Consider the following 12,474-nt stretch of genomic DNA (forward strand, 5'->3'; position numbering starts at 1 on the left):
GTTTGATTTGAGTTAATAGCCCGCACAGTGAACGTGTGGGTTGCTTTATTCACGCCCAATGACGAACGTGAAAACCTAAAAAACTAGAGAGTTTAGTGTCCCTCGGAAACCGAGCCCTGCAAGTACACAGCCAGCAGCAGAGCGAACACATAAGCCTGGATGCACTGAATCATGAATTCCAGGAAGTACAGGAACATGCCCAGAGCACCGGGAGCAATAGCAGCCAGGTAGCCGATGCCACCCAGGGTCTCAACCATGTAGGTCACCATGCTGGATGCAACCATCAGCGCCAGGTGACCACCGAACATGGTCGCGAAGAGACGCAGTGCGTGAGTTGCCGGACGAATCAGCAGGTTCGAGAAGAACTCGATCGGAATCAGGATGGGGTAAATCCAGACCGGCAGACCCGAAGGCATGGTGATGTCCTTGAAGAAGCCGCCCAAGCCCTTGCGCTTGATACCAACACCAACCCAGGTCAGGTATGCGACGCCAGCCAGTGCGTAGGCGCTACCGGGGTGGGAGAAGGAGGGCAGCTGAACAAACGGAATCGAACCGAAGAGGTTGTTCACCAGAACGAAGAAGAAGGAGGCGAACAGAATCGGCACGAAAGGCTTGTAGTGCTGAACGCCCAGGGTTTCCTTGCCGAGGGAGTTACGAGCAAACATGTAGCCGGATTCAGCAATGAACTGAGTCTTGCCGGGAACCATGGCACGCTTACGTGCTGCGGTGAGGAAGAAGACCGCAATAATCACCACGGACAGCAGAATCAGTACGTTCTGCTTACCGAAAGCGAAATCACCAATGGTGAAGAAGGGGGGCAGATGCATGTCTTCAGGGGTCGGCGGCACATAGGCTTCCGCGAGGATCAACCCGTTCTCGATCAAAGCAAGTCCTTTCTTGCTACTAGTGGCTATCAAGAGCCCATGTCTGCCTATAAACGACTGACATGCTAACTACATGGATGAATGTGTGACCTAGCGGTCCGCGTTCAATGACCTAACGGTCTTTATTCTGCCTGGTCATGTGGGTAAAGACGAGGGTCAAACCTCCAACAGCGCCAATCAAGACGCCAACCCACACCAGCCAGGTGGTGGAGAAGACCAGGTCACCGAGGTAACCGATGCCTCCCCACACTGCTACACCGATGATCAGATAGAGAATCGACATGACTGCGCCGGAGAGACCTCCGTCAGATACCAATTCTCCGGTGGTGCGGAGCTTTTTATCTCCGTCCCACCATTTCTTCTCTTCGGCCAAACGTTTTTCCTTTCAAACACCAATCGTGTTACCGACCATGGTCTTCCGAGTCGGTGTCGAAGTACAAAATTCTCAGTCGTGCGATGCTGACTGTTTCAATAACAATCCACAGAATCACGCCGGTACATGCGCCTGCGAGAGTCCAACCGTGCCTCAGATTCTCGGGGAATGGCACAAACATCAATACCAGACCGAGCAGAGCAATCTTCACGAGGTAGCTCACCACCAGCGATTTGGGTACACCCCAGTCGAAAATGGGAGCAACCAACATAACTAATACGCCCAGAGTGAAGCATATATAGATTATCAGAAAGCCCAATGTTATTCCTAGCGCGCCCACAGGACCCGCAAACAGGTACGCACTCATCATACCGCCCAACCAAGCCAGCAGAGAGTAAGCCGATACTCTGTAGAACAAAAATTTCCAGGAAAGCTCTTGACTCTCGAAAGAAGAGGCCTTCAGACCTGCTTGAGCACGCTCTCGGCGGCGTTTCTGCTGCCTCATACGTTCCGCCGGCGGATACCACAGAACGTCGACCACATGCCTCCAGAGAGGCTCTACGGAAGCCTCAACCGAAGGTTTAGAGTGTTCAGAAGCCATTAGTGTTTCTCCCCACGATTCTGATTCGACTGAGCCGAAGAAGAGGAAACAGAAGAAGGCAGACCCGCACGATCCTTCACGGAGTCCGGCATAATCGGCTCCGGATGCAGCGAGGTCGGCTCAACCTTCTCAGGAGTTGCCGGAACACCAGTAGCAGATGCCAAAGAATCAGTAGCAAGGTCGGACGCAGTGGGCTTCGCCTTCGGCGCCGAGCCCTTCGACTCCGTCGCAAAACGCTTCGACAGGTCAATCGTAGACGTAGGAGCCTCACCGCCGAAGAGCTGCGGCATACGCAGATACACCACCAACACGGCAAGAGCCACCACCATCACGCCCACAGTCGCCACCACGGCACCCGAAGCATACAGGTCAGACGCAAATGCCAACAGCACCCACACCAGAATGGTCGTACCCGTCACCACGGCGGTCGAACCAAGGTGGCTGAAACCGACATCCGTCAGACGCTGATAAGTGTGAGTACGGTGCGGCTTGTACCACTGCTCCCCCGCCATAAAACGACGGAACAGAGTCGTACCCGTATCCGCAAGGTAAGTCATCAGCGGAGCAAAAGCCAGCAGGAACGGAACATCCGCAAACCACGCACCCACAGCCAACGTACCCAGCGCCGCACCCAAAACATAAGAACCCGCATCGCCCAAAAACACGTTCTTACCAGGGCGCACATTCCACGGCAGGAACGCCGCAAAAGCACCGGCAACAGCCACACCAGCCAAAGCCAGCCACGGAAGGTTCACCATCCAACCGGTCAGCGCATACGCCAAACCAGCCACCAGACCGTGAGCACCAGAAATGCCGTTAATACCGTCCATAAAATTCGCCACGTTAATGTAGCCGGCAATAAAAATCGCGCCAAGGATCAGCAGCAGAATATTCGTGCCCTGTACCGTCGCAAAGCTCACGCTTACCAGAAGACCAATGACCAGCTGCAGGCCCGCACGACGCACAATGCTCACGCCGCGGATATCCTCAAGCCAGCCCAGGGCAAGAGCACACAGAATCGCTGCGGCAATCGTCACCGCCAGCTGCAAAGACTCAGCAGAACGGTACGTCCAGCCGAACAGGGTAGCCACCACAAACGCCACAAGAGTCGCGGCTGCAGTCGCCAACCCCATACCGCGGTACGTCGGAGCAGTATGCGAAGAACGCTCATTAGGAACATCCACCATGTCGTAGCGGTGCAAAATCGGGCGCACCGCAAACGGCAAAAGGGCACCCAAAACAAAAGCAAGAGCAAAAATACTCAACAGCTCAGAAAAGGAGGTCATACCAGCTCCAAAGCATTGGCGCCGCTCCCCTGGACGCAAACTCCAGAATCGCGGCTGAGGGACGATGTGTGCGTAGTGTGTGTGTTTACTTCGTATTCTATAGAACTCTTCAGTAGCCCGGGACTAAACGGTACAGAATCTCTCCATACGCTCTGCATATTCTGCGTCCTGATATGTTCTACACCCGAGAAAGAGAAAACACCGGATACCGCACCTGCCACGCAAGTGCAGCATCCGGTGTCATTTCCGTAAAGATTAGAACGTCTGCGCATCCGCCAAAGTACGCGGATCAGGGGCACGCTCCAGGCCATGACGCTCATAGCCGCTGTGCTCCCGATAGTTCTGAATCCACCGCTCATAATCGAGCTCATCAGGGTCAAGTGCCGGGGCACTCGACCGGGAAATATACCGGTTCTCCTCGCTCGGCACCAGCTTCTCAGTACCGCCGAAGAGAGTCTCATCCAGCTTCTCACCCTTGCGAAGACCAATCTCCTTGATCTCCACGTCATACCGCTCATACGCCTGGCGCATCGCCTTCGCAACGTCCAGAATCTTGACCGGCTGGCCCATATCCAGCACCATAACCTCGCCCGGGCGACCAATCGCACCGGCAAGCATCACCAGCAGGCAGGCATCGGTAATCAGCATGAAGTAACGGGTCGCACGCTTATCCGTCAGGGTAATCGGACCACCCGAAAGAATCTGCTTCGTAAAGAGCGGCTTAATCGAACCGCGCGAACCAAACACGTTACCGAAACGAACCGACACGTAGGTGTTGCCGGTCTTCTCGCCAAAGTACGCGGTCAGACGCTCCGCCACGCGCTTGGACTGACCCAGCGCAGTCTTCGGATCCGCCGCCTTATCGGTCGAAACGTTCACGAAGGTCTTCACGCCCACCGCCTCCGCGGCACGCAACACGTTCAGAGTACCCAGAGAGTTCGTCTTCCATGCTTCCTGCGGGTACGCCTCCAGCGCCGACACATGCTTCAAAGCCGCAGCGTGGAACACCACCTCGGGGCGACGGTCACGGAAAATCTCCAGCAGGTTATCGCCCTCACGAATATCAGCCAGAATAATGCGGTCATCATCCAGACTCGACTCGTGAGTAATCGAAACCTTCGTCTCCATCAGAAGAGTCTCATCATGATCAAGCATCATGAGAGTCTCAGGGCCAAACTCGCTAATCTGACGGCACAGCTCCGAACCAATCGAACCGCCCGCACCGGTGACCAGCACGCGCTTACCGTGCAGGTACGAACGCAGAATATCGCGGTCAATATCGTAGTTAATCTCGCCACGAATCACGCGCATCAGGTCGTTATCGCTCGCGGTAATCAGACGCTCACCCATCAGGCGAGCATTCGCGCTACTAATACGCTGAACCTCAACCTTAAGCTTACGCATGCGGTTGCAGAAGGACTCGAAGTAGTCCTCCGACATATCCGAAATCGTCACCAGAATCTTACGGGTACCCGACTCACGAATCACCTGCTCCAGCTCAGGGTAAGTCGTAATCACCGAAATGCCGTGGAACTTCGTACCAGCCTTCAGCTGGTCATCATCGAAGACCGCAACCGGGCGAAGCTTCGCCTCCTCATCGTGCAGCATCGAATCCATGACCATGCCGCCAATAAAGCCGGCACCGTACACAATCACCGGCTCGCCGGTCAGCTCACGCACAGCACCGCGCTCAGTGTACACACGCTTCGCCATGCGAGCGCCCGCCATCATAATGAGGCTAAACGCCGCCGCAATCGCAGGCACGCTATGCGGAATATGCGGCAGACCCAGCAGCTCATCCACAAAGGAGAAAGCAGTCAACGCCGCACCCGCGCTCAAAGCAGCCGCGCCGGCACGCCAGGACTCGTCAAATGAACCGTACGAATACACGCCGTTATAAATCTTCACGCCCGCCAGACCAATGACCAGGTGCAACACCACAGCCAAAGTAGCGGTCATCGTCAACGACGCCGGGTGAATAATATCGAACACCGAGCCGTTACTGAGCAGCACACTATAGCGGAGCATATAGGCGAACAAAACCGACAGAACCCAGGCGCTCGAATCAATCAGCGCCTGCGCAATCAACCACCACGGCTTACGCTCATACAGGCGGTTCACCAGCATCGTGCCAGAGTCACCCTCCGTCACCATCGTGCCGCGCTGAGCAGCCTTCCGCATCACCACATGAGCGTGAGGTTTCAACTGAGCCACTACATGCCTCCTTCAGATGCGGTACCAGAAGAACGAGAAGAAGCACGAGCCGTCAAAGACGACAACGCACGAAACGCCGAACGGCGCGCCCGCTCAGGAACAAAACGGTACACACTACGCACCGCCATATTCTGAGCCCACTGAAGCTTAGAAATACCGTGACCGGTGTACAGTCGACGCTGAATCGCCACATCCTGCAACCAGGCATCCACTCCCCCGCGCTTCGTGTACGCGCCCGCACCCACGCGGTAACGCACCAGAGCCTCGGGGATATTACCCAGACGGTAGCCGGCATCGCGCAGACGCATCCACAGCCACCAATCCTCAGCGCCGGGCACGAACTCGTAACCGCCCAGCTGCTGCACGGCGCTCTTCACGAACGCCACGGACGGGTGATAAATCGGGTTGCGCGAATCCATCGCGCGCAGCAGACGCTCAGAATCAACAATCGCCTCACGGGTCGACTCCACCGCAGTATTGCTCTCATTCACCTCAAGCATGGCAGAGCCCAGCACCGTGTAGCCGCCCTGCACCAGGGCAGGAATCAGACGCGCAAAACGAGTCGGCTCAGACAGGTCATCAGAATCAGCACGAGCCACCAGCTCATAGGTGCACGCCTGCAGACCGGCGTTCAGCGCCTCCGCCAAACCAACATTCTGAGCCAGCTCCACCACCTGAATCGGCGGGCAATCCAGATTCTCGGCGCGCTGAACCCAGCGGTCCACCACGGCATCCAGCTCGGGGGTCAGTGGACCGTCCTTCACCAAAACCAGCTCGGAAGGACGCACCGTCTGGTTCAGAAGATTCGACTCCAACGCCTGATCCAGATAGGCGGGGTTCTCCTTCGCGTACACGCTCATCAGCACCGAGAAATCGGGTACAGAGCTCACGCAACCGCGCGCCTTCTCAGAGTCAGCGGGGCTTTCATCGGATGCAGGCACGCCGTAGCGGCCGGGGAAAGTCAGCGGGTAAATGCCCTCAAGCACCTGAGCATTCGGGCGAGGCGCACGCAAACCATCACGCACACCATTCAGGAAATACCCCAGGTAGGTTCGGCGGTCATCAGTACGCAGAACAGTAGAAATCCACAGGCGCGCCGACGAGCCACCGTACAGCAGCTTCTCCAGCGGGTTCAGAGTACGCGAACGAGTAAAGACCCACAGCTTATTGCGCACATCGTTATAGAAACGCGGGCCCGGGTCAGCGTTCGTCGTACCAAAAGTCTTCGTGTGGTGCTTAGCCACAGAAGAAGGCACCGCAATGCCGTCACGGTGATGAATCAGACGAGTCGAAAATTCGAAGTCGTCATTCCAAATGAAGAACTCAGCAATCGGCAAACCACCATTACGGCGAATAGCCTGCGCATCCATCAGAATCGACACGAACGAGGCGCTACGAATCGGACGGGCACCCACCGCCTGCGCACGAGCATGACGCTGCTCCCCCGCCGCAAACATCGTGCGCGGAGTGTTCATCGGGTGGTCCTCGCCGTTCGTCCACACCACACGAGACGCCACCACCGCGGGGCGCTGCGAAGGCACCGGCGAATAGTTCAGCCAGGCGGCAACCGCCTCCGACAGGGTGTTCTCGGTCGGCTCGGTGTCATCATCCATAACCCACACCAGATCCGGGTTATGGCGTTCCAGAGCGCGATCAATACCCACCGCGAAACCGCCAGCGCCGCCCATATTGCTCTCCAGGCGGATGCAGTCCACCGGCAGCTTATAGTCCAGGGCGCGCAGATACTCGGCAGTACCGTCCGTGGAGGCGTTATCAACAATCACCACCGCCGCAGGCACACGCTCACCAGAAGCGATACCAGCAAGGGTCTTCGGCAGCAGGTCCTCACGGTTATAAGTCACCACCACGGCAACCGTGCGGGGATACTCGTTCAAAGGATCGTGAGAAGAAGACTGATTGGAAGAAGGCTGGGCAAAAGCGGTCACGTCGCTGTACTTTTCTGCCATAAGTTCTCCCTCCGCGGCGCGATGCGCCTGAATCAGCCGGTACGCGATATACCCATACCGTACTGGGCGCTTCTGGTGTTTCTCGCGCCCGCGGCATTCAACCGTGTGGATATATCACTCAAAGAAAATATTCTACCTGCGGTCTCCACTAGAGAGTGAACCATCACCTCAAAAGACGCACTTTATGACAAATAAACAACCGAATTCAGTTGATTTATCCGCATAGCGGACGTACCGGCACACCCAGTTTTGGGTATCCATCAAGCTACCAGCTTCACAGCCTGTGTTTGCGCTGTGCACCCCGTGCGAAAAAACGACCAGAGACCGAATAAAAACCCACAAATTCCCCATAAACTGTTCAGATATGGGAAAGTTGAAATGACCCCATTTTTCCCCGCAACGTACGCGGGCTCGTGAGAGGTAAAAGAGATGTCCGAATCCAAGTGGAAAGTCATTGGCGCCAGCGGCTTCGTTGGTTCCTCCATCGTCGCGCGTCTAAACGCAGAAGGTATCAGCGTCGACCCCATTGAGGCACCTCGACTCGCAACCCGAGCCCTCGACGTAGACAGCATCATCGACGAAGCAGACCAGCTTGAAGGCATCATCGACTCCCTCGCAGAAGCCTTCGCAGGCGCGCAGGTCGTCGTCAACGCTGCGGGCCTCGCAGCGCCCAATATGCAGGATCTACCTCCGCTCGTCGGCGCAAACGCCCTGCTTCCCGCAGTAATCGCCATCGCCGCGCAGCGCACCGGCGTGCGCCGCGTCATCCACCTCTCCTCCGCAGCTGTGCAGGGCCCGCGCCTCGTGCTGGATGATTCCGAAGAGACTAACCCGTTCAGCGCCTACTCCTTCTCCAAGGCACTCGGCGAAGAAGCGCTGCTCGACCTGCAGGACTACTTCCTCGAAGAGCACCCCGACTGCGCACCCGAACTGTGCATCCTGCGCGCAACCAGCGTGCAGGGCCGCGGCCGACGCACCACCGAACTCTTCGCCAAGATGGCCTCCTCCCCCTTCGCATCCGTTGCGGGTGCAGGCACCGGCAAGTCCCCGGTTTCCAGCGTGCACGCCCTCGCAGAATTCGTGGTCATGCTCGGCACCTTCCCCGGCGAGCTACCCACCATCGTGCTGCAGCCCTGGGAAGGCGCAACCGTCGCCTCCGCATCCGTGGATGCTGGTCGCCGCCACCCGCACCGCCTGCCCGAGTGGCTCTGCCGCGCAGCCGTCAAGGCGGGCTACACCGTCTCCGAACTGATGAATGACAAGTTCGCAGGATCCGTGCGTAAGGTCGAGGTCATGTGGTTTGGCCAGGGCATCGACGACTCCTGGGCACGTGACAACAACCTTCTGCCCACCCCGCGCGTGCGTGAAGTACTGCGCAATGCCCACACCGCGCTGGGTAAGAAGAAGGACCGCCGCTTCGAGAAGAAGTAGGTAGCGCGCGTGCTCTCCTAAAGGTGCACGACCTGAGGCACACAGCCTAGTTGCGCGCCTCTAGAGGGCTCATAACGAAAGGGAACCCCCGATATATCTGAACGATATATCGGGGGTTCCCTATACGTTTTTATGCTCCGGGCTCATACACGCGCAGAGGTTTAGAGGTGATCCTCCGGGGTGTCTTTCTGCTCGGTCTTTGCCTCAGCTTCAGTCTTGGTAGCCTCTGCCAACTTAGCCTCATCCTTAGCGGCAGTCTCAATCTTCGACTCGCCAAAGACCAGCGCGCGAGCAGTATCAGCAGGAACCGGGTGGGTCTGGGGCTCATCCGCACGAACCGGCTTCGGAGTGTTGTCACGGTAGCCGCGCGAACGCTCCTGATCCACGCCGGTGCTGAAAGCAGAAGACAGAGCCGAAGTAGCGCCCAGCAGGGACGCCGCGACAGAACCGGCAACCGGTGCCGAAGCGCGACGAGCAGGCTCACCGCTCACGGTGTGGGTGCTGTCCCACTGCTCATACGCCTCATCCAGGTCAGCCTGCTCATCCAGAGCACGCTCAGAAGGAGTCGACTCAGACGACGCAGAAGAAGCAGCCTCAGCTTCCTCAACCTTACGAGCCGCCTGCTCGTCAGCCTCCGCACGAGTCAGAATGGTCGGAACGACCTCGCGCAGCTCCTCCACCGAAATTGCGCCCTCACGAACCACCACGTAGGGGAAGGAGGTGCAATCCAGAATCGTGGACGGTGCCGGGTCACGCTCAGTCACCACAACCACGCCGTCCTCATTCGGCTCAGACTCAAGCGGCTTAGGACGAGCACCACCATCAATCACCACGGCAACGTCCTCGCCCAGGGATTCCATGGCGGTCTGTGCGTCCAGAGCGGCTTCCTGACCGGTCTTGTTCGCGCTCGAAACCGCCAGCGGACCGTGCTCAGTCAGCAGCTTCAGGGCGAACTCATCATCGGGAACACGCACGGCAACAGTACCGCGGGTCTCACCCAAATCCCAGCTCAGTGACGGGTACGCGTGAAGAATCATAGTCAGCGCGCCGGGCCAGAAGCGACCACCCAGATCGTAAATATCGTCCGGAACGTCGTCGACCACGCCAGCGAGCGCAGCAAGATCAAAGATCAGCACGGGCGGCGGCATGGTGCGGTCGCGGCCCTTATCTGCCAGCAGCTTGGCAACGCCCTGATGCGAGAAAGCATCGGCGGCAATACCGTAGACGGTATCGGTGGGCATCACAATCGTGTCGTGCGCCTTCAGCGCCTCGCGGGCAGCTTCAATGGCCTCGCGGGTCTCAGTTTCAGTCGTTACGGGGTACAGCTTTGCAGTCACGGGTCTTATTCTCTCATGTTTTTCTGGATGCGGCGAGACACCGGCACCCACAACGCGCCATGTGGAAGCACTCTTCCGGGGGTTCACCATATTTCGCGGGCTTTGAGCTGGCTGAGGAGGCGGACGCGTTGCCTTCATGCAGCCCGGCACGGGCTAGGTGGTGCATCTACTAGTCTAAAGGCTCTAGTGGGCGCGGTTTATAACCGACGCTATGACGCGGACGATTATTCAGGTCACGCACCGGGTAGCAGCCCTCGAAGCCAACACGCGCCAACAGCTCGGCGACGGCTTCTTCCTGGGTGTCGTCGTGCTCCATAATGAACAGGCCGCCGGGGGTAAGAAGCTCGAAGGCGCGGGCGGCAATTGCGGAGGGCATCTGCATGCCGTCCTCTCCCCCTCCGTACAGTGCCATGTCCGGGTCGTGCAGGGCGGCTTCCGGGTCGGCGGGCACGTTCGCCGGCGGAATGTACGGAGGGTTAGAGAGCACCGCATCGAAGGTTCCGGCAAGTTCGGGCAGGGCGGTGAGGGCATCCCCCTGAACCAGGTGCACGCCGAGTGGCTCCAGGTTCTTGCGGGTGTAGGGGATGGCGTCTTCGGAGAGCTCTACCGCGAATACTTGGGCGTTCGGCAGTTCGCTCTTGATAGCCGCGGCGATAGCCCCGGAGCCGGTGCACAGGTCGACGATGCGCAACGCACCGGTTGCCGAATTGGTGCGGGGTGCCGAATTGGTGCGTGCGGTCAGCACTTTGAGGGCTTCTTCGACGAGTAGCTCGGTCTCGGGGCGGGGTACGAACACGCCCGGTCCGACTGCCAGTTCTAGACGGTAGAAGGGAGCGGAGCCGGTGATGTGCTGCAGCGGTTCGCGGCAGGCGCGGCGGGCGACCAGCGCCTCGTACTCTGCGACCTGGTCGGGGGTGAGCCGCTCCCCCATCAGCGCGGCGTGCTGGAGGCGCGAGCGTGAGCCGTCGTAGAGCAGGTGCGCTGCGAGTAGCTCAGCGTCGACGCGGGGGCTGGGCACCTGCGCCAGTGCCGCGGTGGCGCGCGTAATTACCTGTGCGAGTTCTTCCCCGCGCGGGTCGTGCACATTCACCTTCATGAGCTCTCCTCCTCGTCTCTCAACAGCTCAAAACCTGTCACAGCATATGGCTAAGGGGCTCCACCGCCGTAGCGGCGAGCCCCTCACCAACATCTCACGTCGATTCAGCGAATCGGCAAGAGCCTATACAGAATTACTTTTGTTCCTGGCCCACCTGAGCGAGGCGGTGCGCCTCATCCATCTCAATAGCGGACTGAACCACAGGCTCCAGGTCACCATTCAACACAGCATCCAGGTTGTACGCCTTGTAGCCGGTACGGTGATCCGCAATGCGGTTCTCCGGGAAGTTGTACGTACGGATACGCTCCGAACGGTCCATGGTACGCACCTGCGAAGCACGGTGTGCCGCGTTCTCAGCGTCAATCTGCTCCTGCTGGTGAGCCAACAGGCGCGCACGCAGAACGCGCATCGCAGCTTCACGGTTCTGCAGCTGAGACTTCTCATTCTGCATCGCCACCACAATACCGGTCGGAAGGTGAGTAATACGCACCGCCGAGTCGGTGGTGTTCACCGACTGACCACCGGGGCCCGAAGAACGGTACACGTCAATCTTCAGGTCGTTCTGGTTAATCTCGATTTCCTCGGGCTCATCCACCTCAGGGAACACCAGAACACCGGCAGCAGAAGTGTGGATACGGCCCTGAGACTCAGTCGCCGGAACACGCTGCACACGGTGCACGCCACCCTCATACTTCAGGTGCGCCCACACGCCCTCAGCCGGCTCATTCGAGGAGCCCTTAATAGCAATCTGGGCGTCCTTGTAACCGCCAACATCGGTGCTGGTCGAAGAAATAATCTCAGTCTTCCAGCCCTTGTTCTCGGCATAACGCATGTACATGCGCAGCAGGTCACCAGCGAACAGAGCCGCCTCGTCACCACCGGCACCAGCCTTCACCTCAAGAATGACGTTACGGCCATCATCCGGGTCACGCGGAATCAGCAGGCGGCGCAGCTTCTCCTGAGCAACCTCCAGCTCCTCCTCCAGACCGGGAATCTCCGCCGCAAAATCCGGATCCTCATCAGCCATCTCGCGAGCAACCTCAAGGTCATCCTTCAGCGAAGTGTACTTGTTGTACGCAGTCACAATACCGGTCAGCTCCGCGTAACGGCGGCCCACACGGCGTGCCTTACCCTGGTTCGCCTGCACAGCGGGGTCAGCAAGCTGATTCTGCAGGTCAGTGTGCTCATCCAGCAGAACCTGAATAGATTCAAACATTCTGTTCTCTCTTCCATCTCCCGCACTTTACGCCGCACGGGCAGGCACTAGACATCTCGCACCCCACAC

10 protein-coding genes are annotated in these 12,474 nt (G+C 58.3%); 1 reads left to right on the top strand and 9 read right to left on the bottom strand.

What is annotated here, in order from left to right; all coding sequences use genetic code 11:
- Positions 1 to 92 precede the first annotated feature (92 nt).
- From atpB to O3649_RS04580, 6 genes are all read right to left on the bottom strand, one after another.
- Complete coding sequence (gene atpB, locus O3649_RS04555) at positions 93 to 884, bottom strand: F0F1 ATP synthase subunit A (RefSeq protein WP_005507804.1); 792 nt, start codon at positions 882 to 884, stop codon at positions 93 to 95.
- A 112-nt stretch (positions 885 to 996) separates the two neighbouring features.
- Positions 997 to 1,257, bottom strand: coding sequence for a hypothetical protein (locus O3649_RS04560; protein ID WP_005506464.1), 261 nt, complete (start codon positions 1,255 to 1,257; stop codon positions 997 to 999).
- A 28-nt stretch (positions 1,258 to 1,285) separates the two neighbouring features.
- Positions 1,286 to 1,858 carry a hypothetical protein gene (locus O3649_RS04565; protein WP_070629494.1) on the bottom strand — a complete coding sequence of 191 codons (573 nt, stop codon included), beginning with the start codon at positions 1,856 to 1,858 and terminating at the stop codon, positions 1,286 to 1,288.
- Positions 1,858 to 3,144, bottom strand: coding sequence for a glycosyltransferase family 4 protein (locus O3649_RS04570; protein ID WP_070629495.1), 1,287 nt, complete (start codon positions 3,142 to 3,144; stop codon positions 1,858 to 1,860). Before O3649_RS04570 ends, O3649_RS04565 begins: the two co-directional genes overlap by 1 nt.
- 255 nt (positions 3,145 to 3,399) lie before the next feature.
- Positions 3,400 to 5,358 (bottom strand): polysaccharide biosynthesis protein, encoded by a 1,959-nt coding sequence (locus O3649_RS04575; RefSeq protein ID WP_070629496.1) that lies wholly within the window; start codon positions 5,356 to 5,358, stop codon positions 3,400 to 3,402.
- Complete coding sequence (locus tag O3649_RS04580; RefSeq protein ID WP_070629497.1) at positions 5,358 to 7,325, bottom strand: glycosyltransferase; 1,968 nt, start codon at positions 7,323 to 7,325, stop codon at positions 5,358 to 5,360. The genes O3649_RS04575 and O3649_RS04580 overlap by 1 nt, the downstream gene beginning before the upstream one ends.
- Before the next feature lie 429 nt (positions 7,326 to 7,754).
- Here O3649_RS04580 and O3649_RS04585 point away from each other — a divergent pair, with 429 nt between their 5' ends.
- Positions 7,755 to 8,756, top strand: a complete 1,002-nt coding sequence (locus tag O3649_RS04585) for an NAD(P)-dependent oxidoreductase (protein WP_070629498.1) — start codon at positions 7,755 to 7,757, stop codon at positions 8,754 to 8,756.
- Positions 8,757 to 8,917: 161 nt separating this feature from the next.
- Here O3649_RS04585 and O3649_RS04590 read toward each other — a convergent pair whose 3' ends face one another.
- The 3 genes from O3649_RS04590 to prfA all read right to left on the bottom strand — a co-directional run bounded on the left by O3649_RS04590 (position 8,918) and on the right by prfA (position 12,405).
- Entirely contained in the window at positions 8,918 to 10,093 is a 1,176-nt protein-coding gene (locus O3649_RS04590) for an L-threonylcarbamoyladenylate synthase (RefSeq protein ID WP_070629499.1), read from the bottom strand.
- A gap of 169 nt (positions 10,094 to 10,262) precedes the next feature.
- Positions 10,263 to 11,189: a peptide chain release factor N(5)-glutamine methyltransferase gene (gene prmC / locus O3649_RS04595; protein WP_070629500.1), complete on the bottom strand. Its 927-nt coding sequence runs from the start codon at positions 11,187 to 11,189 to the stop codon at positions 10,263 to 10,265.
- A 133-nt stretch (positions 11,190 to 11,322) separates the two neighbouring features.
- Positions 11,323 to 12,405, bottom strand: coding sequence for a peptide chain release factor 1 (gene prfA, locus O3649_RS04600; protein WP_070629501.1), 1,083 nt, complete (start codon positions 12,403 to 12,405; stop codon positions 11,323 to 11,325).
- Positions 12,406 to 12,474: the final 69 nt, after the last annotated feature.

Origin of the sequence: Rothia sp. 27098_8_29, from assembly GCF_041432785.1 — a bacterium.
In the GTDB taxonomy this organism is placed as follows: Bacteria; Actinomycetota; Actinomycetes; order Actinomycetales; family Micrococcaceae; genus Rothia; species Rothia mucilaginosa.